Genomic DNA, 25,801 nt, shown 5'->3' with positions numbered 1-25,801 from the left:
AACGAATGCCGCACATTGGTGAGTTTGGTGCCACGCGCCTAAGTCAAGCCTACGACGGACTCCCGTTGGATTTTTTCCGGCGGCCTGGGAGTGGCATCGGGCCTGCCGGAGCTGGGCGGCCGACGTCGTCAGACGTTGGCCGCCCAGCGCAGGGGCGGGGCCGCCGGAAAGAATCCAACGGCCCCGCACCTGTTACTGCTGACTCGCCATCAGGCGGACCGACTTAGACGCGCGGCTTTTCGCGCATCTCGAAGGTCTCGATGATGTCACCTTCGTTGATGTCGTTGTACGAGCCAAGGCCGATACCACACTCGAAGTCCGTGCGGACCTCGGTTGCGTCGTCCTTGAAGCGCTTGAGCGTCTCAACGGTGAGGTTGTCGCCGATGATCTTGCCGTCGCGGGTGATGCGGGCCTTCGCGTTGCGCCGGATGACACCGGAGCGGACGATCGAGCCTGCAATGTTGCCGAACTTGGAAGAACGGAACACTTCGCGGACCTCGGCGGTACCAAGCTGGACCTCTTCGTACTCCGGCTTGAGCATGCCCTTGAGGGCTGCTTCGATGTCATCGATTGCTGCGTAGATGACGGAGTAGAAGCGCATGTCCACGCCTTCGCGGTCTGCCAGTTCGGCAACACGCTCGGCGGGCTTGACGTTGAAGCCGATGATGACGGCGGAGTCGACCGTTGCCAGGTTGACGTCGTTCTGCGTGATCGCACCGACACCGCGGTGGATAACGCGGAGCTGGACACCTTCGCCGACATCGATCTTGAGCAGCGCGTCTTCGAGGGCTTCAACCGCACCGGACACGTCACCCTTGAGGATGAGGTTGAGGGTGTCGATCTTGCCTTCGGCGACGGCCTGGTCGAAGTCTTCCAGGCTGATGCGCTTGCGGCGCTTGGCCAGGGCGGCGTTGCGGTCTGCGGCTTCACGCTTCTCGGCGATCTGGCGGGCGGTGCGCTCGTCAGCGGTCACGAAGAAGGTGTCACCGGCGCGCGGGACGTTGGACAGACCCAGCACCTGAACGGGGCGGGACGGGCCGGCCTCGGTCAGCGCGCTGCCGTCGTCGTCGAACATGGCACGGACGCGGCCGTGGGCCGTGCCTGCCACGATCGTGTCGCCGACGTGCAGCGTGCCGGACTGGACCAGGACGGTAGCGACCGCACCGCGGCCCTTGTCCAGGTTGGCTTCGATCGCGATACCGCGGGCGTCCTTGTTCGGGTTGGCGCGCATGTCGAGGGCGGCGTCCGCGGTGAGCAGGACTGCCTCGAGCAGCTCGTCGATGTTGAGGTTCTGGCGGGCAGAGACCTCAACGAACATGGTGTCGCCACCGTACTCTTCCGGAACCAGGCCGTACTCGGTCAGCTGGCCGCGGACCTTTTCCGGGTTGGCGCCTTCCTTGTCGATCTTGTTCACGGCCACGACGATCGGCACGTTGGCCGCCTGGGCGTGGTTGAGCGCTTCGATGGTCTGCGGCATAACGCCGTCGTCCGCTGCCACCACGAGGATGGCAATATCGGTGACCTTCGCACCACGGGCACGCATGGCGGTGAATGCCTCGTGGCCCGGAGTATCGATGAAGGTGATCTTGCGATCGGTGCCCTCGTGGTTGTGCGTGACCTGGTACGCACCGATGTGCTGCGTGATGCCGCCGTGCTCGCCCGCCATAACGTCGGACTTGCGGATGGCATCGAGCAGCCGGGTCTTACCGTGGTCAACGTGGCCCATGACGGTAACTACCGGCGGACGAGCCTCGAGCTCCTCGTCGCCTTCGGCTTCCAGCTCCGCTTCGAAGTCAATGTCGAAGCCGGAGAGCAGCTCGCGCTCCTCGTCCTCCGGCGAGACGACCTGGAGCTTGTAGCCAAGCTCCTCGCCCAGCAGGGCAAAGGTTTCCTCGTCCAGCGACTGCGTGGCCGTGGCCATTTCGCCGAGGTGGAACAGGACCGTCACCAGTGCGGCGGGGTTTGCCTCGATCTTGTCGGCGAAGTCCGTGATGGACGAGCCGCGGCGGAGCCGGACAATGGTGTTGCCGTCGCCGCGGGGTACGCTCACGCCACCCAGCGACGGGGCACTCATCTGCTCGAGTTCCTGGCGCTTGGCACGCTTCGACTTGCGCTGCTTGCCGCGGCCTGCACCGCCCTTGCCGAAGGCACCCTGGGTGCCACCGCGACCGCGGCCACCCTTGCCGAAGCCACCGCCGGCCGGAGCGCCGCCGCCGGCACCGGGAGCACCGGTTCCGGGAGCGCCACCCGGGCGGCCCGGACCACGGCCGCCGCCGCCGGGACGGCCGGCACCAGCGGGTGCGGGACGTTCGGTGCGGTTAGGCATCATGCCCGGAGTCGGACGGTTTCCGCCGGCTCCGGGACGGGCGCCGGGAGCGCCGGCCGGACGCGGAGCGCCCGGGCGTGCACCGGCAGCGCCGGCCGGACGCGGTGCGCCCGGACGGGGACCACCAGCGCCTGCTGCGGGACGGGGGCCGCCGGGGCGTTCGCCCTCGGTGCGGCTTCCGCCCGGACGCGGCATGCCCTGGGAAGGAGCGAACGGGTTGTTGCCCGGACGGGAGGTGCGTTCGTTGTCGCCGCCGCGGCCGCGGGGCATGCCCTGGGACGTGGCGAACGGGTTGTTGCCGGGACGGGGTCCGCCCGGACGCGGCGCCGAGCCGCCCTGGCGAGCCGGAGCAGCCGGGGTTTCGGCCTTCGGTGCCGGACGTGCGCCGGGCTTGGCGCCGGAGGACGGAGCCGCCGGGGCCTCGGCAGCCGGAGCGGCGGCGGGTGCCGCTGCTGCGGGCGCCTCGGCCGGAGCAGAGGGAGCCGACGGAGCCGGGGCTTCAGTCTTGGTTTCGGCGGCCTTGGGCGCGGCCGGAGCCGGCGCGGGCGCCGGTCGTGTCGCTGCGGGGCTGGCCTTGGGGGCGGACGCGGGCGCTTCGGACTTCGGAGCGGCAGGCGCGTCGGGGTAGGCGTTGCGGAGTTTCCGCACAACGGGGGCCTCAATGGTGGAAGAGGCGGAGCGAACGAATTCGCCCAGTTCCTGCAGTTTGGTTACTGCATCTTTGGAAGTAATACCGAGCTCTTTTGCAAGCTCATGTACGCGGACCTTGGCCACATTTCTCCTGTCTCGGTCCGCACCGAGCCAGGCACGAACCGTCTACTTCTTACTGCGGGCCTCCGCCGCGATTGCAGCTGAAAGGCCCATTGCAGAGCGCAACAAAGTTGTCATCGTTGCGCACTCATCGCTGGGAACTCATCGGGTTTCCATCAGTTTTCTGACCCGCTTTCAGGTTGGACGGTTGTTGCTGCGGCCACCGGGGTGTCCACTGCTTGCGTGCCTGCCATGATCCGGCGTTCGACGTCGGCGGTTCCGGCAGCGCCATTGAGGGCGCGTCCGAACGCTCGACGTTTGACCGCCAGTGCCAGGCACTTTTCGCTGGGGTGCAGCCATGCACCCCGGCCAGCCATCCGGCGTCGTTCATCCACCACGACAGCGGATGAACCGCTGGCGTCGGCGACGAGCCGGACTAACTCCGACCGCAGACCCTTCTTCCGGCATCCGATGCAGGTGCGCTGCGGCTGATTCCCGAGGTGTTGCACTTCTGCCACTACGAGTATCTTCCTGCCAGTACGCATCTGCCGGCCCCGGCTCCCGGTCGGAAAACCGGTCGCGTCGAAGGCACGCGGACACCGGCCGTTAGGCGCGGTCATGTCTATTCTAGCCCCTCCGGCCCCCGTCGCCCGAAATGGGGGCTACGCGGGAACCCCGGAGGGGCCACGGGTGCGGTGCCGCGGGACGGCCCCGGTCCGGTGCTATTTGTCGCGGTTCTCCGCGGCGTCGGAGACGATGTCGATCCGCCATCCGGTGAGCTTGGCGGCCAGGCGTGCATTCTGGCCTTCCTTGCCGATGGCCAGGGAGAGCTGGTAGTCCGGGACGACCACGCGGGCGGACCGGGTGGCCTCATCCGTGATGGTGACCGAATTCACCCGTGACGGCGAGAGCGCGCTGGCGATGAACGAGGCGGGATCGTCGCTGTAGTCGACGATGTCGATCTTTTCGTCGTTCAGTTCAGTCATCACGGCCCGGACACGCGAACCCATTTCGCCGATGCAGGCACCCTTGGCGTTGATGCCGGGGGTGTTGGCCTTCACCGCGATCTTGGTGCGGTGGCCGGCCTCGCGGGCCAGCGCGACGATCTCGACCGAGCGGTCCGCGATCTCCGGGACCTCCAGCTCGAACAACTTCCGGACCAGCCCGGGGTGGGACCGGGACAGCGTGATCGAGGGGCCCTTGGTACCGCGGTGCACGTCGATCACGAAAGCGCGGAGCCGGTTGCCGTGGGTGTACTTCTCGCCTGGAACCTGCTCGGGCGGCGGCAGCAGCGCCTCCACCGTTCCGAGGTTGACCTGGATCATGTGCGGGTTGTTGCCCTGCTGGATGGTGCCCGCGACGAGTTCGCCCTCGCGGCCCTTGAACTGGCCCAGCACGTTGTCGTCCTCGGCGTCGCGAAGGCGCTGCAGGATGATCTGCCGCGCTGTGCTTGCCGCGATGCGGCCGAAGCCGGCCGGGGTGTCCTCGAACTCGCCGATCGGCGCGCCGTCGTCGTCGATTTCGGTGGCCCAGATCGTCACGTGGCCGCTCTTGCGGTCCAGCTCTGCACGGGCCTTCTCGAAGGCCCCCGGGGTCTTGTGGTAGGCCACCAGCAGGGCCTGCTCGATGGTCGGAATCAGGAGATCCAGCGGGATTTCGCGCTCACGCTCCAGGAGTCTCAGTGCGCTCATGTCAATATCCATTAGGCCTCCTCGGAAGGTCCATTGTCGTTCTCCAGACCGGCCTCTTCGAGGTGGCTGAACTCTATCTCGACTTTTCCACTACGGATCCTGTCGAAAGGAAGTTTGACGGGTTCGCCCTGCTTGGGCTTCATCCCCTTTTTGACGGCCAGCTCCGGAACCAAGGTCACGCCGCCGTCGTCGACGGACTGGATGCGGCCGGTGACGTTGTCGCCCTGGATCACGTTGACCGTGACGAGCCGTCCGCGGGCGCGGTACCAGTGCCGTTCCTCGGTGAGCGGCCGCCCGACGCCGGGCGAGGAGACCTCAAGGTCGTAGGGGCGCGAGTCGGTGCTCGGATCGTTGTCCAGGATGTCCGAGAGGGTCTTCGAAATCTCGGCGATGACGTCAAGACTGACGCCGCCGGTCTCCTCCTGCGGCAGGTCCACCACCACGTGGACCACCCGGTTGGCGCCGGCAATGTGGATGGAAACGTCCTCCAGGTACAGCCGGTTTGCCAGGACTGCAGGCTCGAGGAGCGCGTACAGGCGCTCGGCCTCCAGATTGTGAGCGGGTGCGGCTTCAGCCTTCCCCGTCCCGGTCCGGTCTGTCGAAGTCGTGGCTTCTGCGTTGGTCATGATGCCGCCCGCCTCCCGCTAGATGATGTTGTGTCTACTAGCGTAGCGATATTCCCGGCGACGTGGTGCACCCACTTCCCGGCCGGCATGACAACATGGTCTGTTGTGAAAGACGACAGCAGGGAAGAACGACGGCGGCTCCGGGTTCCCCGGCACCTTCCCCGGCTGGCCCTCCTCGTCTGCCTCGCCCTCGTGGTGGTGAGCCTGGGTATCGCGTTTAGGCCCGGAAATCCGCCGAAACCACCGGAACCGCCCTTCTCGGAGCAGGCGCGGGCCGCCGCCTTGGCCGATACCCTGCAGTTGCGGACCGCCGGCGAGCAGCTCGGCGCCGCCCCCACCGGCACCGGCCGCCCCGCCGCGCCGGCTGCCGCCCGGGCCGCCCTCACGCGGACTGTGAGTTTGCTGACAACCCAGGCCCGGGCACTGCTGCGCCCAGGCCAGGCGCCGGCTGCCGCGCCGGCAACGGCGGCTACTTCTGCGGCGGCTTCTTCACCCCCCGCCGACGCCGCCAGGCTCGCCGCGGACCTCGCAAAGAGCGGACGGCAGCGGCTCAGCGATGCAGCCGCGGCCGACGGCGGGATGGCCCGGCTGCTGGCTGCTGTCGGGACCGCTCAGCTGCTTCAGTCCTCCGCCCTCGCCGCCGCGGCCGGCGCCCCCGACCCTGCTGGCTCGGTGCCCGCCCCGGGGGCGGCCGCACTGGAAGCGGCCCCCGCCGGATCCTGCTCCGCTGCGACGGCGTCGCCCTCGGCCGCGCCCGCCAGCAGCCCCGGAGCCGCAGCCGGGAACGCCGGGCTGCCGGGCGCCCTGGCAGCCCTGGTCAGCACCGAGCTGGAGACCGTTTACGGCTACCAGGTGGCCCTGACCCGCTTGAACGGTGCAGCGGCCAGGTCGGCCGCCGATCAGCTCGCGCGGCACGAAGCGCTGGTCTCCGGGGCGGAATCCCTGAGCCGGTCGCAGTGTGCCCCAATCCCTCCACGGCAACCCGGCTACGCCCTGGACCCGTCGTTCCTGGCTTCCCCGGGGCCAGGACTGGCCGCGCTGGAGGCCGCCACGTTGCCCGCCTACGGGGACCTCGTGGCCCTCAGCGACGGCGAGACCCGGAAGTGGGCCGTCGCGGGGCTGCTGGGCGCTGCGCGCCGCGCCGCCCTCTGGGGCGCGGACCCGGGAGCGGTGCCGGGGCTGGGCGCGGATCCGGCGTCGTTCCCCTCCGTGCCCGCGGGCTGAGGCTGGCCGCGGACGTGTCCGCGTCAAGGCGTCCCGGGCCGGTTCTCCCCCGGACGACCAAGGTCCTGCTTACCTTGCTTAGCCTTCCAATACTGGCCCGCGGCGCCAGCTGATGATTTGCTGTAGGCATGGAAACCAGCGGAGCAGCAGCACTTCATGACAACGAGCCCCACCACAACGACATCGCGCACCGGCTCAACTGGCTCCGGGCCGGGGTTCTAGGCGCCAACGACGGCATCGTCTCGGTCGCTGCGGTCGTCGTCGGCGTCGCCGGTGTGACCACGGATTCGGGGCCGATCCTCATCGCCGGCTCCGCGGCGCTCGTGGGCGGCGCCATCTCCATGGCCCTGGGCGAGTACGTCTCGGTCAGTAGCCAGAAGGACAGCCAGCAGGCGCTGGTCGAGAAGGAACGCCGCGAGCTGGCCGAACAGCCCGAGGAGGAACTGGCGGAGCTGGCCGCCATCTACCAGGGCAAGGGACTCAGCCCGGAAACCGCCCGAACGGTGGCCACCGAGCTGACCGCGCACGATGCCCTGGCCGCGCACCTGTCGGCCGAGCTGCACATTGACGAGACGGACATCGTCAGTCCTTGGCACGCGGCCTTCGCCTCCGCCGTCGCCTTCCTGGTCGGCGCCATCCTGCCGATGCTGGCCATCCTGCTGCCGCCGGAAAACATCCGTGTCCCGCTGACCTTCGCGGCCGTGCTCGTGGCCCTCGCGGCGACCGGAGCCATGGGTGCCTGGATTGGCGGCGGCTCGAAGATGAAGGCAGCCGTCCGGGTGGTAATCGGCGGTGCCGCGGCACTGGCGGCGACCTTCCTGATCGGCAGCTGGCTGGGCGCCAGCGGCATCACTGCCTAGGCCAGCCACTACGCTGGAGGCGATGAGAACGCCAGCAGCCGTCCCGATCCCGCCCGGCCTCACCGGCCGCTACGGCAACAGTGCCGAGGGCCGGTCCTGGCTGGCGTCACTCCCCCGGCTGATCGGACGCTGCCTGGAACAATGGCAGCTCGAGCCTGACCTCGCCTCCGGCGTGCTGCCCTGGCACGGCCACGGCGCCGTCGTGGTCCCGGTGCGCCGCCGCCCTGATAACGGCGGGACTGGGCCCCAGCGGGCCGGCTCAGCGGCGGTCCTGAAACTTGCCTATCCGCACGAGGAAGCACTGGTCGAACGCCACGCCTTGGCGCTGTGGGGCGGCCGGGGCGCCGTCCTGGCCCTTGCATCCGACCCCGAAGCCGGCCCGCTGCTACTTGAGCGGCTCGACGCCGGGCGCTCGCTGCAGGACGTTCCCCTGGATGCCGCCGCGGACGTCTGGGGCGGCATCGTCCACCAGCTGAGCCTGCCGCCGGACGGCCGGCCGGAGTGGCGCGAGTTCGATCATGTGGCGGCCCGCGCCGAGCAATGGAGCGACGAACTCCCGGAGAGCTGGGAACGGCTGGGCCGGCCCTTCCCTCGCTGGCTGTTGGAGGCCGCCCTGGAGGTCTGCCAGACCCGCGGCGCCGTCGGCCGGCGGTCCGGCACGGACGTGCTGGTGCACACGGATCTGCACTTCCTGAACATCCTCGCCGTGCCGGGTGCCCCGGCGGCGCCCGGGGACTTCAAACCCGGGGACTTCAAGGCGATCGACCCGCAGCCCATGATCGGCGAAGCGGAGTTCGGGGTGGCCCCGCTGCTCTGGAACCGTCTGGCCGAGCTGCCGCGGTCCGGCGCCGGCGAAGCCTTGCTGCAGCGTTGCCTGGACTTCAGCTCCGCCGCCGGCCTCGACGGCGAGACCGCCCGGCAATGGGCCCTGGCCCGCGAGGTGGACAACGCCTTGTGGTACGCGGCCAAACGGAACCACGACGGCGACCTGGCCCGCTCGCTGTGGGTCGCCAGCACCCTGGCCGGGAACACCCTCGAGGGCCTGCCCGGGCCGCAGGAGCTGCCGGCGCCCGGGGATGCCATCCACCAGCCGGGCCAGCCCTAGCGGTGCCCCCGGACCGCTGCCACAGCGTCCCGCACGGCGTCGACGGCGGCTGCCACGTCGTCGTCGTCCGTGCTCCAGTTGCTTACCGAAATCCGCAGGATGTCCCGGTCCTGCCAGCGTGAGCCGGACATCCAGACCCGGCCCTCGGCAATGATCCGGGCCGTCACGGCGCGCGTGCTCGCGTCGTCGCCGAAGGCCAGCGAGACCTGGGTGTAGCCGACGTCGTTGAGCACCTCGACTCCGTCCAGCCCGGCGAGTCGTTCGGCGAGCTGCGCGGCGCGCTGGGCCAGCCTGCGGACCTGCTCTGCCACCCCGGTGCGCCCGAGCGATTTCAGCGCCGCCCACACTGGGACGCCGCGGGCCCGTCGGGAGAGCTCCGGGACGGTTTCCAGCGGATCCCCCGCCCCGTCCCCGGCTTGGATCAGGTAGCTAGTGTGCACTCCCAGCGACGAGCGGAGAGCCGTGCGGTCCCGGACCACGACGATGCCGCAGTCGTAGGGGACGTTGAGGGTCTTGTGCGCGTCGGTAGCCCAGGAATCGGCCAGCCCCATGCCCGCCGTCAGGCCGGCGAGTTCGGGCACGGCGGCGGCCCAGAGCCCGAAGGCGCCATCCACGTGGACCCAGGCGCCGTGCTCCTTCGCCACCCTGACTGCCTCGGCAAACGGGTCGAAGGCTCCGGAGTGAAGGTTCCCGGCCTGCAGGCAGACGAGGGCCGGACCGGAGCCCTCGGCGAGTTGGCGTTCCAGTTCGGCCGGGATGATCCGTCCCTGCCGGTCCGACGGAACCGGGGTGGGCGTCCCGAGCCCGAGGTAGCGCAGCGCCAGGTCCACGGAGTCGTGCCGTTCCCTGCCCACCAGGCAGCGGATCCTGGGGGCGCCGAAGAGCCCGTCCCGTTCAAGGTCCCAGCCCGCGTCGGTCATCAGCCGCCAGCGGGCCGCGGCGAGCCCGGCGAAATTCGCCATGGTCGCTCCGGTGGTGAAGCCGACGTCGGACTCCGCCGGAAGTCCGAGCAGTCCGACGAGCCAGTTCCCGGCGGCTTCCTCGATCGCGGACACCGCTGGCGCGGCATAGCGCAGTACGGCGTTCTGGTCCCAGGCGCTGACCAGCCAGTCGGCCGCCAGCGCGGCCGGAAGCGTGCCGCCGATGACCCAGCCGAAGAAGCGGCCGGAGGGCATGGCCATCAGGCCGGGTTCCGCCCTGGCCGCAAGGTGCTCCACCACTTCGGCGGCGGGGGTTCCTGTCTCCGGCAGCGGGCCGCCGAACTCGGCCGCCAGTTCCGCTGCGGTGGCGCTGGGCGCCACCTTGCGGCTGGACTGGCTGTCCAGCCATTCGTGGGCGTGGCGCACGGCGGCTTCCAGGGCAGCGCGGTAAGGGTCCGGACCGTCAGGCATAGCTGCATGCTACGCCTGGCCGCGCCGGTCCGGGAGTGCTTGGAGGTGCCGGCGCCGGGGGGCCGTGGTCCTTCAGGCGAAGGCGTCCTGCCAGACGTCGGAGCCGAGCTTGAGGATCAGCGCGCCCACCACTACGAGGAAGACGATCCGGATGAACTTGCTGCCCCGGCTGACGGCGGTCCGGGCGCCGAGGTAGCCGCCGGCCATGTTCGCTGCGCCCAGGACCAGCCCGAGCCCCCACAGCAGCGAACCGTGCGGCAGGAAGAACATCAGCGCGCCGGCGTTGGTGGCCATGTTGACGATCTTGGCCTTGGCGCTGGCCTCCAGGAAGGCGTAGCCCATCGCGGAGACCAGCGCGATGATCAGGAAGGAACCGGTGCCCGGGCCGATCATGCCGTCGTAGAAGCCTATGACGGCGCCGATCAGGCAGGCCACGACATAGTGCCGGTGGCCGTCGTGCCGCAGCCTGGTCAGCTCGCCCACGTTGGGACGGAAGGCGGTGAACAGGGCGACGGCGACCAGCGCCGCCACGATGATCGGCTTGAACACGCTGGCCGGCAGGGTCGCCGCCAGCACCGCCCCGCCGAAGCTGCCGGCCAGGGCGATCACCGCCATCGGCACCGCGGTGCGCAGGTCCGGCCGCACGCGCCGGTAGAAGGTGACGGCGCTCGTGGTGGTGCCGAAGATGGAACCCATCTTGTTCGTCGCCAGTGCCTGCACCGGGCTGATCCCGGGGATCAGCAGCATGACCGGGAGCTGGATCAGCCCGCCGCCGCCCACCACCGCGTCGACCCAGCCGGCGGCGAAACCGGCCACCACCACCAGGATGAGCGTGCCGAGCTGGATCGACTCAAGTCCGGAAACCATTCCCTGCAACGCCGGGGCGGGTCAGTTGTTGCGGACGGCGTTGACCACGTAATCAACGGCCTTGTCAACGGTCACGTTCTCGGCGTTGCCACTGCGGCGGTCCTTGATCTCCACGACGCCGTCCACCAGCCCGCGCCCGACGGCGAGGATGGTGGGGACGCCCACGAGTTCGGCGTCGCCGAACTTGACGCCCGGGGACACCTTGGGGCGGTCGTCGTAGATGACCTCGAGGCCGGCGGCCTCCAGGTCGAGGGCCAGCTGCTCGGCGGCCGCGAAGATCTCCTCGCCGCGGCCCACCGCGACGACGTGGACATCGGCCGGAGCGACGGCGCGCGGCCAGACCAGTCCCTTGTCATCGTGGTTGGATTCGGCCAGGGCGGCCACCGCGCGGGTGACGCCGACGCCGTATGAGCCCATGGTCACGACGACCTGCTTGCCGTTCTGGTCCAGGACCTTCAGGTCCAGGGCCTCGGCGTACTTGCGGCCTAGCTGGAAGATGTGTCCCATCTCGATGCCGCGGGCGGTTTCCAGCGGGCCGGAACCGTCGGGGGCTTCGTCGCCGGCGCGCACCTCGGTGCACTCGATTACGCCGTCCCAGCCGAAGTCGCGGCCGGCGACCAGGCCGAAGACATGCTTGCCGGCCTCGTTGGCGCCGGTGACCCAGGCGGTCCCGCGGACCACGCGGGGATCAACGAGGTAGAGGAGCTTCGAGGCGGCTTCGGCACCGAGCAGCGGCGCGTCCAGGGACAGGCCGGGGCCGATGTAGCCCTTGACCAGGAGGGCCTGCTTCTTGAGGTCTTCCTCGTTGGCTGCCTCGAGCGTGATCTCGCCGCCGATGGGCAGGAAGGCGCCGATGTTCGCTTCGACGCGCTTGAGGTCCACGCCGCGGTCGCCCGGCACGCCGATCACGACGAGCTGGCGTTCACCGGTGGGCAGGGTCACGGCGAGGACCACGTTCTTGAGCGTGTCCGCGGCGGTCCAGGCGCCGCCGTCGGCCTCGCTGCGGGGAGCCAGGGCGTTGGCGGCGTCGACGAGCGTTTCGATCGTCGGCGTGTCCGGGGTGTCGCGGACCTCCGCGGCCGGGGCGTTGGAAAAGTCGATGTCCGCGGGGACCACGGTGGTGACGGCTTCGACGTTGGCTGCGTAGCCGCCGGCGGAGCGCACGAAGGTGTCCTCGCCGATCTCGGTCGGGTGCAGGAATTCCTCGCTCTTGGACCCGCCCATGGCGCCGGCCGTGGCCGTGACCGGGATGACCTCCAGGCCGAGGCGTTCGAAGATCTTCAGGTAGGCGCCGCGGTGTGCGGCGTAGCTGGCGTCCAGGCCGGCGTCGTCGACGTCGAAGGAGTAGGAGTCCTTCATGATGAATTCGCGGCCGCGCAGCAGGCCGGCCCGGGGACGGGCCTCGTCGCGGTACTTGTTCTGGATCTGGTAGATGCTCAGCGGCAGGTCCTTGTACGAGGAGTACAGGTCCTTGACCAGCAGGGTGAACATTTCCTCGTGCGTGGGAGCCAGCAGGTAGTCATTGCCCTTGCGGTCCTTGAGCCGGAAGATGCCCTCGCCGTATTCGGTCCAGCGGTTCGTCGCCTCGTAGGGCTCCTTGGGCAGCAGCGCGGGGAAATGCACTTCCTGCGCGCCGATGGCGGTCATTTCCTCACGGATGATCTGCTCCACCCGGCGCAGCACACTCAGCCCCAGCGGCAGCCAGGTGTAGATGCCCGGGGCCGCGCGGCGGATGTAGCCGGCCCGGACCAGCAGCCGGTGGCTGGCCACTTCGGCGTCGGCGGGGTCTTCACGCAGGGTGCGCAGGAACAGCTTTGAGAGTCGAAGGACCACTGGGAGGTATCCGTTTCTGAGGAAGTGCGGGTGGACTGGGTAGGTACGAAAATGTCCAGAGACTAATCTACCGCCAAGCCGGGGCCCGGGTTCCCTTCCGGAAATGGAAGAGCCACGCCATGACACGGAAGCCCCTGGCCGTTTCCGGCTGGTCATCCTGTGATGGCGTGGCCCCTGCGACCCCAGTGCCGCTAAGTCCAAGGCTGCCGGGTTGACTGATGCTGCCCTGCCGGGTGGCACCCGCAGCCCATGGTTGGTTTCCCCCTGAGACCGCACGCGCCTGCACGGCGCGGCTAGCTAGAACCTATGTGATCCAAGTCGCTAAAACAAGAGTCTGCAACCAGATTTCTGTCATAAATGGCTGTCACGAACGTGTCTAGAAGAGCACGGTCGCAAAAGTTCCCACCTGGTGGAAACCCACCCGCTCATAGCTGGCGCGGGCACGGGTGTTGAAGTCGTTGACGTACAGGCTCGTGACAGGCGCCAGGGTCTGGGCGAGGACCACGACGGCGGCCATGTAGCCGGCGCTCAGGCCCAGCCCGCGGGAGGCCGGGTTCATCCAGACGCCCTGCACCTGTGTGACCTGCGGTGTCACCGCACCGAGTTCGGCCTTGAACACCACGTCGCCGTCCGGACCAAGATGGACCAGCGAGTGGCCGGCCCGGATCAGGCCCTTGACCCGGCGGCTGTAGTACTCGCGGCCGCCCAGGTAAGGCGAATAGCCCACTTCCTCCTCGAACATGGCCGCGCAGGCGGGCAGGATCCGGTCGAAGTCGGCGAGGTGGCCGAAGCCAAGCGCAGGGTTGGGCTCGACGGCCGGCGACCCGGCGATGGTCAGGAGTGGCTGCTCGCTGCGGATCTCCTGGGCGGAATGGCCCAACTGCTCCAACGCGGCATGGAGCGCCAGGACCGCCTCGGCGGGGCCGAAGATGGAGGCGTAGCGGCGGCCGGCCCGGTGCGCCGCGGCTGCCACCGGGCCGGCCAGCTCCGGATCCAGCTGCACCGGCACCAGATTGGCGCCGGCCCAGCAGGCGCCAACCAGGGCGCCGCCGTCGAACACGCCGAAGATGCTGGCGCCGCCGGCGGTGGGCGACGCCGTCCCGGCGGTCTCGAGGTGGGACAGGATGAAGACGTTGGCGACGGCGTCCTGCCGGGCCAGGTCCAGCAGGGCACGGGTGTCCGCGCCCGCCAGGACCCTGACGGTGAGGCCGGCGGTGAGGCCAGTGGCGGCGCCGGTTGCGGCGCCGTCCCTACGAGACGCTAACCACGGGGCTACCCTGGACAGCATCTTCGCCATCGGACTCCCCCATCTCTTCAGCGAGACGCATGGCCTCTTCGATCAGTGTTTCAACAATCTGGTCTTCGGGAACAGTCTTGATGACTTCGCCCTTCACGAAGATCTGGCCCTTGCCGTTGCCGGAGGCGACGCCGAGGTCCGCTTCCCGGGCCTCGCCGGGACCGTTCACGACGCAGCCCATGACGGCGACGCGCAGCGGGACTTCCATGCCTTCCAGTCCGGCCGTGACCTGCTCGGCCAGCGTGTAGACGTCCACCTGGGCACGTCCGCAAGAGGGGCAGGAAACAATCTCGAGCTTGCGCGGGCGCAGGTTCAGGGACTGCAGGATCTGGTTGCCCACCTTGATTTCCTCCACCGGCGGTGCGGAAAGGGAAACCCGGATGGTGTCGCCGATCCCGCGGGAGAGCAGGGCGCCGAAGGCGGTGGCGGACTTGATGGTGCCCTGGAAGGCCGGGCCCGCCTCGGTCACGCCGAGGTGCAGCGGCCAGTCGCCCTTTTCCGCCAGCATTTCGTAGGCGGCCACCATGATCACGGGGTCGTTGTGCTTGACCGAGATCTTGAAGTCGTGGAAGCCGTGCTCTTCGAAGAGCGAGGCTTCCCAGACGGCGGATTCGACGAGGGCTTCGGGGGTGGCCTTGCCGTATTTCTTCAGGATGCCCGGCTCCAGCGACCCGGCGTTGACGCCGATCCGGATCGAGGTGCCGTGGTCCTTGGCCGCGCGGGCGATTTCCTTGACCTGGTCGTCGAACTTGCGGATGTTGCCCGGGTTCACGCGGACGGCCGCGCAGCCGGCCTCAATCGCCGCGAACACGTACTTCGGCTGGAAGTGGATGTCCGCGATCACCGGGATCTGCGACTTCCTTGCAATGATCGGCAGGGCCTCGGCGTCGTCCGCGGACGGGCAGGCCACCCGGACAATGTCACAGCCTGAGGCCGTGAGTTCGGCGATCTGCTGCAGGGTGGCGTTGATGTCCGTGGTCGGAGTCGTCGTCATCGACTGCACGCTGATCGGCGAGTCGGAGCCGACGCCGACCGAGCCCACCTTGATCTGGCGGGTCTTCCGACGCGGGGCAAGAACGGGGGGCGGTGCCGACGGCATTCCCAGGCTGACCGAGGTCACGTGGACTCCTCTGTGAATCGAATTCTAGGTCGATGGATCGATGGCGGGATTGGCGGTGCGGGCTAGGCCGCAGGGCCGGCCAACAGGCCGGTCAGCGGAGCCCAAGCCATCGTACGGGTGCCGGAGATAGCGCTGGCACCGGCGAAGGGGTCCTGCTTGAGCAACTCATTCAGGGCCTCTTCGTCCGCGGCCTTGAAGATGAGCAGGGCGCCGGCGCCGTCCGAGTAGGGGCCGCTGGCCAGGATGGTGCCCTCCTGCGCAAGTGCGGCGGTCCATTCGCGGTGCGCGGGACGGGCAGCGTCCCGAGCTTCGGCGGATTCGGCATCGTAAACGTACTCAACAGCAAAAACAGTCATACAGCTACCCTATCGCCCTGCCCGCCCGGTTCCCATCCGCGCGGACCCGTTCGCATTGTCGGGGATGTCCGACGCCGGCCCGGCTTCCGTTTGCGCCGCCTGGCGCCGTTTCCGCCGGGACGCGTCTCAGCCGAGGAAAAGCACCTTGGCGAGGGCCGCGACACCGGCCGCCCACAGCAGCGAGGTGAGGGTGCCGATGATGAACCGTTCCGCGGCCACCGGCGTTTCCTTCAGCTCCGCGAAGCGTCCGAGGCCCTTGATCGCCACGACGTAGGCGATCGCGACGGGCTGGCCGGTCAGGATGGCCAGGCAGACCGCCAACCGTTCGAGCACGCCGATGATCGCGCCGCCGCGCAGGATGCGGGTGCCGGCTCCCGGAACCGCGGGCACCGGTCCGGTGCCGTCCGCAGCAGCCTCCGGGGTGGCGCCGTCCTCCGCGGGCAGGGACGGCGCCGTAGCAGGCCGGGTGATCTCGCCGTCGACCGTTCCGTCCGCGTCGGGACTGTCAGGGGTACGGGAACCGCCGGCGGCGTCGGCCCGGCTGTCCGAGCGGTCATCAATGGTCCGGGCGAGCCGGAACACCAGGGCGGTGACCGGCCAGCCGGCGAACCCGGCAATCAGCAGGGCCAGCGTGATCCAGAGGGTGTTCACCGGTCTCCTTCGCTAGGGGCTTGGCGGGCGGCGTTCCGGCCGGCGTCGTTGTCCGGCCCGGCGGTCAGGCCGTTGGCCAGGGCCAGCAGCATTTCCGCAGCAGGCCTCGCCGCCCATTCTTCCTGCCAACCGGAACGAAGCAGCGCGCGGCTCACCGATTGTTCCGTGATTCCGAGTTGCCTGGCCGCGATCTTCTGGGTCCCGTGGGCGCCGGCGAGTCCCTGCCGGACGCCGCGCAGCACGTCGACCACCTTCCACTGCGCGGCGGTGCGGTCCTGGACAAGGCGCCCGATCAGCCGCAGCACGGCCTCCGCGTTGGCGCACTCAAGGGCGCCTGGCGAATCGTCCGCCGGGCCGGCGCCACTCCCCCGCCGTCGGCCGCCGGAGACGACGGCGAGCGGGACGTGGGAGGAGGCGGACTTGGCCCGTTCCACCGCGAGGCGGGCCGCGACAAAGGCCGGCCCCGAGCCTTCCCGCGGGCTCGCGGGCAGCGGGAGGTCCACGGACCCGACGCCGATGCCCACATACCAGCGCCCGCTGCGGAGCGCGTGCAGGGCAATCTCCACGACCTGGCCGGGGCGTTCCAGCACGCCCTGGACCTCGTCGCCGACGGAGCGCTCGAAGCGTGCGCCGGGGCAAAGCTGCACAAGTTCGGCCAGGAGCCCCGGGACGCGGTCGACGTCGGTGCTGCTGCCGCGCTGATCGATGGTCATCACGTACATAGCCCAACCCTAGGCGGCTGATCCTAATGTATCAACCGCTTAGGACTGATTATTCAAAATCAGCCGAAATAAGCTGAGGATAGCTAAACAGTCCCCCACGGTTAATTGGTTACCGGTTGGGGTGACCGGAGACCGCGGCGGCCGGTGCCCGCGGTGCCCGGCCGGCAGGACGTTGCCGGCCTAGCCGAAGAGGTTGACCGGCTTGACGATGTCCGCGTAGATCAACAGCGCGCCCATGCCCATCAGCAGCGCGGCCACAACGTAGGTCACCGGCAGCAGCTTGGCGATGTCGAACGCACCGGGGTCCGGCCGGCCCAGCAGCCGGGCAATTTGGCGGCGGGCCCCCTCGTACAGCGCCCCGGCAACATGGCCGCCGTCGAGCGGCAACAGCGGGACAAGGTTGAACACGGCCAGCGCGAAGTTAAGCCCGGCGAGCAGCCCAACCAAGGCGGCCAGCCGGCTCTGCAGCGGAACCTGTTCCATGGCGGCGACCTCGCCCGCCACGCGGCCCACCCCGACGACGCTGATGGGACCGTTGGGCTCGCGGGGCTCCTCGCTGAAGGCGGCCTGCGCCACGCCGGCCACGCGGGCCGGGAGGTTCACGACGACGCCGGCGATCTGCTTGATGTTCTCGCCGGCCAGCGGCAGCACGGCTGACGCCGGCTGCTGCACTAGCGCGGTCTGGGCGCCGATGCCAAGGAAGCCGACGTCCTGGTAGCGGAGCTTGCCGTCGGCGTCCTTGGCTTGCCGGCCGTCCGCCCCGACGACCGGCCGCGAGGACAGCACCGGAGTGACAGTGGTGGCGACCGGAGCGCCGTCGCGCTCCACCGTGATGCCGACCTGCTTGCCCGCCGAAGCGCGGATCCAGCCGGTGAGCTCCTCCCAGCTGGTGACCGCCCTGCCGTCGAAGGAGGTGATGCGGTCGCCCGGCTTGAGGCCCGCGGCGGCGGCGGGAGTGGGCTTGCAGTCGGCCGAGTTCGGATCCACGGTCTCGCCGGCCTTTACCTGGCATTTGGAGACGTCGGCGATGGTGGTGGTGGACGCGGACACGCCGAAGCCCATCAGCAGCACGGCGGTCAGCGCCACGCCGATCAGCAGGTTCATCGCGGGGCCGCCGAGCATGATGATGATCTTTTTCCAGACCGGGAGCCGGTAGAAGACCCGGTTCCCGTCGTCCGGACCGATTTCCTCGTGCGCCAGGGAACGCGCGTCGGCGGCGAGGGACTGGAACATGCCGGTGCTGGAGGGCCGGACGCTGCCGTCGGCCTTGTTCGGCGGGTACATGCCGATCATGGAAACGAAGCCGCCGAGCGGGATCGCCTTGAAGCCGTACTCGGTCTCGCCCCGGCGCTTGGACCAGATGGTGGGTCCGAAGCCGATCATGTACTTAGTGACCCGCACCTTGAAGAGCTTGGCCGGGACCAGGTGCCCCACCTCGTGCAGGGCGATGGACACGGCGATGCCGATCACGACGAAGACGACGCCGAGGATAAAGAGGACAACGGGACTCATGCTGGGCTTTGCTACTTCCTGGGCACTGGTGGGCTACTTCTTAGGCACTTCCCACGGACAAACGCTCGAGCGTCCGCGCACGTGCCCACTGTTCAGCATCCAGCACGGATTCGACCGTCAGCCCGGAGGATCCTGAATGCTCACTGAGGACGGCTTCGATGGTATCGACAATATCGGTGAAGCGGATCCGGCCGGCGTGGAAGGCCGTCACGGCTTCCTCGTTGGCGGCGTTGAAGACCGCCGGGAAGGTGCTGCCCCGCCTGGCGGCGTCCTTGGCCAGGCCGACGGCGGGGAACGCCCGGGTGTCCAGCGGCTCGAAGGTCCAGCTGGTGGCCTTGCTCCAGTCGCAGGGCTGCGCGGCGCCGGCCACCCGGTCCGGCCAGCCCAGGCCCAGGGCGATGGGCAGCCGCATGTCCGGCGGCGAGGCCTGGGCGATGGTGGAACCGTCCACGAACTGGACCATCGAGTGCACCACCGACTGCGGGTGGACCACGACGTCGATCCGCTCCAGCGGGATGTCGAAGAGAAGGTGGGCCTCGATGACTTCCAGGCCCTTGTTGACCAGGCTCGCGGAGTTGGTGGTGACCATCAGGCCCATGTCCCAGGTGGGGTGCGCGAGGGCATCCCGGGGGGTGACGTCCTGCAGCTGCTCCCGCGTCATGCCGCGGAACGGGCCGCCCGAGGCCGTCAACACCAGCCGGTCCACCTCGGCGGCCGTGCCGGAACGCAGGCACTGGGCAATCGCCGAGTGCTCGGAATCGACCGGGACGATCTGGCCTTCGCGGGCGGCCGCCTTGACCAGGGCTCCGCCCACGATCAGGGATTCCTTGTTCGCCAGCGCCAACGTGGCGCCGGACTTGAGCGCGGCCAGCGTGGGGGCGAGCCCGATCGAGCCGGTGATGCCGTTGAGCACGACGTCGGCGGGGATTTCCGCGATCCGGGTGGAGGCGTCGGGGCCGGTGATGATCTCCGGACGGTAGCCGGTGACGCCGGCCGCGCGGGCGGCGTCGTCGATCAGCTGTTGAAGCGCCACCGCGTCCCCGCTGGCGATGCCGACGGCCCGGGCCCGGGTGTGCACGGCCTGCCGGGCGAGGAGGTCGGGGTTGCCGCCGCCGGCGCTGAGGGCCACGATCTCGAAGAGGTGCGGGGCGCCGTCGACGACGTCGATGGCCTGGGTGCCGATGGACCCCGTGGATCCGAGGAGGACGATTGTGCGCGGCTGCATGGCTTAAGTATCCCGCACCGCGCGAAGTGGCAGGTCACGGCAGTGTTTGCGAGGAACACTGCCGTGATCTGTCAGCTCGGCGATTACACGGACACGGGCGGCGTCACGCCGGCTTCAGCTCGTAGCGTCGCTCGGGACGGCCCGCGCCGTACTTGAGGCGGACGCCCACCCTCGCCTCGTCGTGCAGGTACTCCAGGTAGCGGCGGGCGCTGACGCGGGACGTGCCCAGCAGGTCCGCGACTTCGGCCGCCGAGAGATCCGCCTCGGCCGCCTGAAGCACGTCGACCACCCGCCGCAGGGTCTCGGCGCTGCACCCCTTGGGGAGGCGGATTTCCGTCCGCTCCCCGCGCTCGGTGCGCTCCAGCCCGAAGACGCGGTTCACGTCCGCTTGTTCGGCCACGTCCTTGGCCTGGTCCAGCCCCTGGTAGGCGTTGCGATAGTGCTCCAGCCGCTCCTGCAGGTCCGACTGCGAAAACGGCTTGATCAGGTAATGCACGATCCCGCCCCGCAGTGCCCGGCGGACGGTCTCGACCTCGCGGGCCGCGCTGATCACCAGCACGTCCAGTTCCGGCGCCGTCTCCCGCAGCCTGGTCATCAGGTCCAGCCCATTGATGTCGGGGAGGTGAATGTCGAGGAGGACCAGGTCAGGCTGCAGCCGGGCGGTTTCCGCGAGCGCCTGGGCTCCGGTGTGCGCCAGGCCCACGACGGCGAAGCCGGGTGTGCGCTGAATGAATCCGGAATGGACTTTTGCCACCATGAAGTCGTCGTCGACGATGAGGACATTGATCACAGCCTGCCCACCTTTCCTTTCCCCGGCGCCCGCTTGGCCGGCGTCCTTTTCAGCCGGGCCGTAAAGACTGCCCCGCCGTCGTTAGCCACTGTGAGGCTTCCGCCGCTGCGCCGGCAGACCACGCGCGAGAGCGCCAGGCCAAAGCCCCGGCCGCCGTCGGGACCGGGTTGCTTGGTGCTGAACCCCTGGCGGAAGATCTCATCGGCCGCCGCGCCGTCAATGCCCGGGCCGGTGTCCCTCACGGTCACGACAACTTCGCCGTGGCTGTCCTCGACAAGGACCCGAACGGAGGCCTCCGTTGCCCCCGTGACGGCGTCGAGTGCGTTGTCCACGAGGTTTCCGGCGACGGTGGTCAGGTCCCGGGAAAGTTCGTCCCCCACCCGCGACAGTGACGACGCGGGGTCCAGCTGCAGCAGCACTCCGCGCTCCACGGCGAGGCTCGACTTGGCGATGAGCAGAGCGGCGAGCGCCGGGTCCTGGATGCGGCTGGTCACGTCGTCGCTGAGCCGCGTCCGCTCCACGGTGACGCCGTTGACGAACTGCACCACGGAGTCGTACTCGCCAATCTGGATCAGTCCCGAAATGACGTGCAGCTGGTTTGCGAACTCGTGGGCCTGCGCCCTGAGGGTGTCCGTGGCCGTACGCGTTGCACCGAGCTCGCGTTCCAGTGACGAGAGCTCCGTCCGGTCACGCAAGGTAGCGACGGAACCCATAACCCGGCCCTTCGAACGAATGGGCACCCGGTTCAGCACCACGAGTCGTTCCCCCACCAAAACCATCTGGTCCTGGCCCGGCTGTTCGCCGGTCATCACTTCCTTGAGCGCCGGTTCAACCGGGAGCCCGGCCAGGTCCTTGCCCACGCAGTCCGGCGGCAGGCCCAGCAGCGCCCGGGCACTGTCGTTCGCCACGGTAATCCGTCCGCGGAGGTCCAGTGCCACCACTCCCTCCTTGAGCCCGAACAGCATCGCCTCGCGGTTCTCCACCAGGCCGGAGATTTCGCTCGGCTCCATGCCGAGGGTCTGCCGCTTCACCCTGCGGGACAGCAACAAGGAGCCGGCGACGCCGAGCACGCTGGCGACGCCCAGGTAAGTGAGCAGGTTGGGGATGGCGTCGCCCAGCCGTTCCCACGCGGAAGGGTAGTTCCGGCCGATCGAGGCAATGCCGATCATGGTGCCGGAATCGTCCAGGACGGGAACGTGGGCTGAGAGCAGGACGGTGCCCGTTCCTCCCACCACACCGGTCCAGGCCCGTCCCTCCATGACGCGGCTCTCCCCTAGTTGCAGCGAGCGGCCCAGCAAGGACGGGTCTGAGGAGGCCACAACCGTGCGGTCCAGCTTGGCGAGCGCGACCTGCGATGACCCGGAAACCGTCCGGACGGATTCCGCGACCGACGGCAGGGCCGAGCCTTTTGCCGGCTCTGCCGCGGGAAGCAACGCCCGGACGGCGGGATTGCTGCCCAGCGCTTCGGCGGCGGACAACGCCCGGCGGCCCTCGATACGCTCGAAGGCAGCAGCAGACTGCGCCAGCGAAATAGCGACGACGCCCACCAACACGGCCATGACAATAAGCAACTGCAGAACCAGATACTGTCCTGCCAGGGACATTCCTCTTCGTCGAGTCACGAACTGTCTTTCCTCAGGGTGCTTGCCACGCCGCGGGGAGCGCGGGAACGGCGCGTCTGTGCATCACAATCCGCGGCGGTGCCGTGAACTATACCCCACCCAACGGTGCCGCTTCCGCTCCGCTGCGGGCCATGTGAAGTGCCGGAAACGTGAACGAAATGAACTTAACTTTCTCTGCGTACACAAGAGTGGCCCCCGTCACGTCGGCCCCTAACATCAAACCACCGGCCAGTCCGCTGGCCGATTATTGACTAACCAAATTTGAGAAGAGGAAACATGCGCCAAATCCGCGCATTGCGAATTGCCGCCGTAGCTGCCGGCATCGCGCTGATGGCCACCGGCTGCGGTGCCACCGGCAAGAGCTCCACCGGTACGGCCAGCTCCGGAGCCGCTGCGGGGCCCATCACGGGCCTGCAGATCCTAGTGCCCAACACCCCGGGCGGAGGGTACGACACCACGGCCCGCGCCGCCGCGAAGGTCCTCGACGACGAGAAGATCGCCAGCAACACGGAGGTCTTCAACCTCGCCGGCGCCGGCGGTACGGTGGGCCTGGCCCGCGTGGTCAACGAGAAGGGCAACGGCGACCTCGCCATGCTGATGGGCCTCGGCGTCGTCGGCGCGAGCTACACCAACAAGTCCGGGTCGAAGCTTACGGACACCACTCCGCTGGCCCGACTCATCGAAGAGCCGGGCGCGATCATGGTCGCCAAGGACTCCCCGTATAAAACCATCAAGGACCTGGTGGCGGCGTGGAAGGCCAATCCCGGATCGATCAGCGTAGGCGGCGGCTCCTCCCCCGGCGGGCCCGACCACCTTCTCCCCATGCAGCTGGCCGGTGCAGTCGGCATCGACGCGACCAAGGTCAACTTCGTTTCCTACGACGGCGGCGGCGATCTCCTTCCGGCCATCCTCGGCAACAAGCTCGGCTTCGCCGCCTCCGGTGCCGGTGAGTACCTGAAGCAGATCGAGTCCGGCGAAGTCCGCGTGCTGGCGACCAGCGGGGAGAAGCGCCTCGACGGCGTCGACGCCCCCACGCTCAAGGAATCCGGCATCGACCTGGTCTTCAGCAACTGGCGCGGTGTTGTTGCCCCTCCCGGCATCAGCGACGCCGACAAGGCTTCCCTGATCGCTGCCCTGGAGAAGATGCACGGCACCGCTTCGTGGAAGGAGGCCCTCAAGTCGCACAGCTGGTCCGACGCCTTCCTCACCGGTGACGACTTCAAGTCCTTCCTGACCGAGCAGGACAAGCGCGTGGCCGATGTCTTGACGAAGCTTGGACTGGCGTGACGTCTTTGACTTCCAGGCTCAAAGGCCGCTCCGAGCTGGGGGTCGCCCTCCTGCTCGGGGCGGCCGGCGGGGTGGTCCTATGGGACGCCGTCGGCCTGGTAACCCCGTACTCCAAATCGGACCCGGTCGGCCCGAAAACGGTCCCCTACATCGTGGCCGGCCTGCTGATTGTGTGCGCGGTGATGCTGGCCATCAACGTGCTGCGGGGCGGACACGGCGAGACTGAAGGTGGCGAGGACGTCGACCTGTCCCATCCTGCCGACTGGAAGACCGTGCTTCCCCTCGCGGGAGCGTTCATCGCCAACGTCCTGATCATTGATTGGGCCGGCTGGGTCATTTCCGGAACCGTTCTCTTTTGGGGCAGCGTCTGGGCCCTGGGCAGCCGGCACTACGTCCGCGACGGGCTGATCTCCGTTGCCCTGTCCCTGCTCACTTTCTATGGCTTCTACCTCGGCCTCGGAATTTCGCTGCCCGCCGGGCTGCTGGAAGGGATCCTCTAAATGGACGTCTTTAGTTCCTTGATGGACGGCTTCGCCACCGCCCTGACCCCCATGAATTTCCTCTACGCCGTGATCGGCGTGGTCCTTGGCACCGCCGTCGGCGTCCTGCCGGGACTGGGCCCGGCGATGACCGTGGCGCTCCTGCTCCCCGTCACGTACGTGCTGGAGCCCACCAGCGCCTTCATCATGTTCGCCGGCATCTACTACGGCGGCATGTACGGCGGATCCACCACCTCGATCCTGCTCAACACCCCCGGTGAGTCCTCGTCCGTGGTCACGGCCATTGAAGGCAACAAGATGGCCAAGGCCGGGCGGGCCGCCCAGGCACTGGCCACCGCGGCCATCGGTTCCTTCGTGGCCGGGACAATCGGCACCGCCCTCCTCGCGGTCTGCGCACCCATTGTGGTCAAATTCGCCGTCAGCCTCGGATCGCCGAGCTACTTCGCCATCATGGTCCTGGCGCTCCTGGCCGTCACCGCAGTGCTCGGCTCCTCCCGCCTCCGCGGTTTCGCCTCGCTGGGCCTTGGCCTGGCGATTGGGCTGGTCGGAATGGACTCCGTCACAGGGCAGGCGCGCCTCACGTTCGGCCAGCCGCTGCTCAGTGATGGGCTCGACATCGTGGTGGTAGCCGTGGCCATCTTCGCCGTGGGCGAAGCCCTGTGGGTGGCCGCCCACCTTCGCCGGACCCCGCTCCACATCATCCCGGTGGGGCAGCCCTGGATGGGCAAAGAGGACTGGAAGCGGTCCTGGAAGCCCTGGCTGCGGGGAACCGTGCTCGGCTTCCCGTTTGGTGCGCTGCCCGCCGGGGGCGCGGAGATCCCGACTTTCCTGTCCTACGTCACGGAAAAGCGGCTCACCAAGCACCCCGAGGAGTTCGGCAAGGGCGCCATCGAGGGTGTCGCCGGACCGGAAGCCGCCAACAACGCGGCGGCGGCCGGCACCCTGACCCCGATGCTGGCGCTGGGGCTGCCGACCAACGCCACCGCCGCCGTGATGCTGGCGGCCTTCACCTCGTACGGCATCCAGCCGGGGCCGCAGCTATTCGAGAGCGAGGGACCGCTGGTGTGGGCCCTTATTGCCAGCCTCTTCATCGGAAACTTCCTGCTGTTGGTCATCAACCTGCCGCTGGCACCGCTCTGGGCAAAACTCCTGCAGCTGCCGCGACCGTACCTGTACGCCGGGATCCTTTTCTTCGCCACCCTTGGCGCCTACTCCGTGAACCTGCAGGCGTTCGACCTGGTGATCCTGCTGGTGCTCGGCGCGCTCGGGTTCATGATGCGCCGGTTCGGCCTGCCGGTCCTGCCGCTCATCCTCGGAGTGATCCTGGGCCCCCGGGTCGAAGGCCAGCTGCGCAAGACACTGCAGCTCAGCGCCGGGGACCCGGCCGGTCTGTGGAGCGAGCCGATCGCCGTCGGCATCTACGTCGTCGTGGCGATCATCCTGGCGTGGCCGTTGCTGCTGAAGGCCTGGCGCAGGTCGCGGCCACAGGCGGAGCCGGCGTTTGCCGGCATGCACGCCACGCCGGAGGCTGACCCTGACCGGACAGACGCCGGTGGCGCGAACGCCCAGCCCTTCGATGACCGCGACATGGACACCACCACGAACACAGCAGCAGGACGACAGGAGCGACCATGAGCATCATCGTTGGCTACCTTCCCACTCCGGAGGGAACGGCGGCACTCGAAGCAGCCATCAGCCAGGCCCGCAAGGATGCGAAACTCCTGGTGGTGATCAATTCCTCACGGGGCGACGTCCTCGTGGACAAGCGCTACGCCGAGGATGAGGAGATCGTCGGGATCGAGGAACGGCTGAAGAAGGAGGGCATCGAGCACCTCGTCCAGCAGCCGGTCCGTGGAAACGACGCAGCCACCGAGGTCCTGCAGGCAGCAGAACAGCACCGGGCGGACCTGATCGTCATCGGCCTTCGGCGGCGCACCCCGGTGGGGAAACTCATCATGGGGAGCACGGCCCAGCAGATCCTCCTCGAGGCAGGCTGCCCGGTGCTTGCCGTAAAGGCCGGCCACCAGCCCTGACCGGGCCCTAAGC

The 25,801-nt window shown here is 68.8% G+C and carries 23 protein-coding genes; 7 read left to right on the top strand and 16 right to left on the bottom strand.

What is annotated here, in order from left to right; all coding sequences use genetic code 11:
- Positions 1 to 223: 223 nt before the first annotated feature.
- The 4 genes from infB to rimP all read right to left on the bottom strand — a co-directional run bounded on the left by infB (position 224) and on the right by rimP (position 5,393).
- Positions 224 to 3,100, bottom strand: a complete 2,877-nt coding sequence (infB, locus tag AB4Y91_RS15710) for a translation initiation factor IF-2 (protein WP_441419359.1) — start codon at positions 3,098 to 3,100, stop codon at positions 224 to 226.
- Between the two features lie 152 nt (positions 3,101 to 3,252).
- Positions 3,253 to 3,594, bottom strand: a complete 342-nt coding sequence (locus AB4Y91_RS15705; protein ID WP_441419358.1) for a YlxR family protein — start codon at positions 3,592 to 3,594, stop codon at positions 3,253 to 3,255.
- Positions 3,595 to 3,798: 204 nt separating this feature from the next.
- Positions 3,799 to 4,779: a transcription termination factor NusA gene (nusA, locus tag AB4Y91_RS15700; protein ID WP_175323181.1), complete on the bottom strand. Its 981-nt coding sequence runs from the start codon at positions 4,777 to 4,779 to the stop codon at positions 3,799 to 3,801.
- Complete coding sequence (rimP, locus tag AB4Y91_RS15695) at positions 4,779 to 5,393, bottom strand: ribosome maturation factor RimP (RefSeq protein ID WP_441419357.1); 615 nt, start codon at positions 5,391 to 5,393, stop codon at positions 4,779 to 4,781. Before rimP ends, nusA begins: the two co-directional genes overlap by 1 nt.
- A gap of 105 nt (positions 5,394 to 5,498) precedes the next feature.
- On the opposite strand from rimP, the gene AB4Y91_RS15690 reads away from it, so the two are divergent.
- The 3 genes from AB4Y91_RS15690 to AB4Y91_RS15680 all read left to right on the top strand — a co-directional run bounded on the left by AB4Y91_RS15690 (position 5,499) and on the right by AB4Y91_RS15680 (position 8,582).
- A complete protein-coding gene (locus AB4Y91_RS15690; RefSeq protein WP_441419356.1) occupies positions 5,499 to 6,617 on the top strand; it encodes a ferritin-like domain-containing protein in 1,119 nt (372 codons plus the stop codon).
- A 128-nt stretch (positions 6,618 to 6,745) separates the two neighbouring features.
- Positions 6,746 to 7,477, top strand: a complete 732-nt coding sequence (locus tag AB4Y91_RS15685; RefSeq protein ID WP_441419355.1) for a VIT1/CCC1 transporter family protein — start codon at positions 6,746 to 6,748, stop codon at positions 7,475 to 7,477.
- A gap of 22 nt (positions 7,478 to 7,499) precedes the next feature.
- The gene (locus AB4Y91_RS15680) at positions 7,500 to 8,582 is read left to right on the top strand and encodes an aminoglycoside phosphotransferase family protein (RefSeq protein WP_441419354.1); all 1,083 of its coding nucleotides are present in this window, start codon (positions 7,500 to 7,502) and stop codon (positions 8,580 to 8,582) included.
- Here the strand turns inward: AB4Y91_RS15680 and AB4Y91_RS15675 are convergent.
- The 12 genes from AB4Y91_RS15675 to AB4Y91_RS15620 form a co-directional block, all read right to left on the bottom strand.
- Complete coding sequence (locus AB4Y91_RS15675) at positions 8,579 to 9,973, bottom strand: pyridoxal phosphate-dependent decarboxylase family protein (protein WP_441419353.1); 1,395 nt, start codon at positions 9,971 to 9,973, stop codon at positions 8,579 to 8,581. The genes AB4Y91_RS15680 and AB4Y91_RS15675 overlap by 4 nt on opposite strands.
- A 72-nt stretch (positions 9,974 to 10,045) precedes the next feature.
- A complete protein-coding gene (locus AB4Y91_RS15670; RefSeq protein ID WP_441419352.1) occupies positions 10,046 to 10,840 on the bottom strand; it encodes a sulfite exporter TauE/SafE family protein in 795 nt (264 codons plus the stop codon).
- Between the two features lie 21 nt (positions 10,841 to 10,861).
- Positions 10,862 to 12,673: a proline--tRNA ligase gene (locus AB4Y91_RS15665; protein WP_441419351.1), complete on the bottom strand. Its 1,812-nt coding sequence runs from the start codon at positions 12,671 to 12,673 to the stop codon at positions 10,862 to 10,864.
- Positions 12,674 to 13,049: 376 nt separating this feature from the next.
- A complete protein-coding gene (locus tag AB4Y91_RS15660) occupies positions 13,050 to 13,961 on the bottom strand; it encodes a GNAT family N-acetyltransferase (RefSeq protein ID WP_441419350.1) in 912 nt (303 codons plus the stop codon).
- Positions 13,924 to 15,090, bottom strand: a complete 1,167-nt coding sequence (ispG, locus tag AB4Y91_RS15655; RefSeq protein WP_138769799.1) for a flavodoxin-dependent (E)-4-hydroxy-3-methylbut-2-enyl-diphosphate synthase — start codon at positions 15,088 to 15,090, stop codon at positions 13,924 to 13,926. Before ispG ends, AB4Y91_RS15660 begins: the two co-directional genes overlap by 38 nt.
- Positions 15,091 to 15,152: 62 nt before the next feature.
- Entirely contained in the window at positions 15,153 to 15,446 is a 294-nt protein-coding gene (locus tag AB4Y91_RS15650) for a YciI family protein (RefSeq protein ID WP_441419349.1), read from the bottom strand.
- A 126-nt stretch (positions 15,447 to 15,572) separates the two neighbouring features.
- Entirely contained in the window at positions 15,573 to 16,097 is a 525-nt protein-coding gene (locus tag AB4Y91_RS15645) for a hypothetical protein (protein ID WP_441419348.1), read from the bottom strand.
- Positions 16,094 to 16,819, bottom strand: coding sequence for a MarR family transcriptional regulator (locus AB4Y91_RS15640; RefSeq protein WP_441419347.1), 726 nt, complete (start codon positions 16,817 to 16,819; stop codon positions 16,094 to 16,096). Before AB4Y91_RS15640 ends, AB4Y91_RS15645 begins: the two co-directional genes overlap by 4 nt.
- A gap of 180 nt (positions 16,820 to 16,999) precedes the next feature.
- On the bottom strand, positions 17,000 to 18,331 hold the full coding sequence (locus AB4Y91_RS15635) for a M50 family metallopeptidase (protein ID WP_441419346.1): 1,332 nt from the start codon (positions 18,329 to 18,331) through the stop codon (positions 17,000 to 17,002).
- A gap of 40 nt (positions 18,332 to 18,371) precedes the next feature.
- The gene (dxr, locus tag AB4Y91_RS15630; RefSeq protein ID WP_441419345.1) at positions 18,372 to 19,556 is read right to left on the bottom strand and encodes a 1-deoxy-D-xylulose-5-phosphate reductoisomerase; all 1,185 of its coding nucleotides are present in this window, start codon (positions 19,554 to 19,556) and stop codon (positions 18,372 to 18,374) included.
- A 103-nt stretch (positions 19,557 to 19,659) separates the two neighbouring features.
- Positions 19,660 to 20,346, bottom strand: a complete 687-nt coding sequence (locus AB4Y91_RS15625; RefSeq protein WP_441419344.1) for a response regulator — start codon at positions 20,344 to 20,346, stop codon at positions 19,660 to 19,662.
- Positions 20,343 to 21,950 (bottom strand): ATP-binding protein, encoded by a 1,608-nt coding sequence (locus AB4Y91_RS15620; protein WP_441419343.1) that lies wholly within the window; start codon positions 21,948 to 21,950, stop codon positions 20,343 to 20,345. The genes AB4Y91_RS15625 and AB4Y91_RS15620 overlap by 4 nt, the downstream gene beginning before the upstream one ends.
- A gap of 294 nt (positions 21,951 to 22,244) precedes the next feature.
- Here AB4Y91_RS15620 and AB4Y91_RS15615 point away from each other — a divergent pair, with 294 nt between their 5' ends.
- From AB4Y91_RS15615 to AB4Y91_RS15600, 4 genes are read left to right on the top strand one after another with little or no spacing between them, the layout of a single operon-like run.
- Positions 22,245 to 23,255: a Bug family tripartite tricarboxylate transporter substrate binding protein gene (locus AB4Y91_RS15615; RefSeq protein WP_441419342.1), complete on the top strand. Its 1,011-nt coding sequence runs from the start codon at positions 22,245 to 22,247 to the stop codon at positions 23,253 to 23,255.
- Positions 23,252 to 23,755, top strand: a complete 504-nt coding sequence (locus tag AB4Y91_RS15610) for a tripartite tricarboxylate transporter TctB family protein (RefSeq protein ID WP_441419341.1) — start codon at positions 23,252 to 23,254, stop codon at positions 23,753 to 23,755. The genes AB4Y91_RS15615 and AB4Y91_RS15610 overlap by 4 nt, the downstream gene beginning before the upstream one ends.
- Positions 23,756 to 25,390 carry a tripartite tricarboxylate transporter permease gene (locus AB4Y91_RS15605; RefSeq protein ID WP_441419340.1) on the top strand — a complete coding sequence of 545 codons (1,635 nt, stop codon included), beginning with the start codon at positions 23,756 to 23,758 and terminating at the stop codon, positions 25,388 to 25,390.
- The gene (locus AB4Y91_RS15600) at positions 25,387 to 25,788 is read left to right on the top strand and encodes a universal stress protein (protein WP_441419339.1); all 402 of its coding nucleotides are present in this window, start codon (positions 25,387 to 25,389) and stop codon (positions 25,786 to 25,788) included. Before AB4Y91_RS15605 ends, AB4Y91_RS15600 begins: the two co-directional genes overlap by 4 nt.
- Positions 25,789 to 25,801 lie beyond the last annotated feature (13 nt).

This window comes from Arthrobacter sp. YAF16 (genome assembly GCF_052113385.1).
GTDB lineage: Bacteria > Actinomycetota > Actinomycetes > Actinomycetales > Micrococcaceae > Arthrobacter.
Note: the sequence above shows the minus strand (reverse complement) of the source record. Positions and strands in the feature narration are given on the sequence as shown.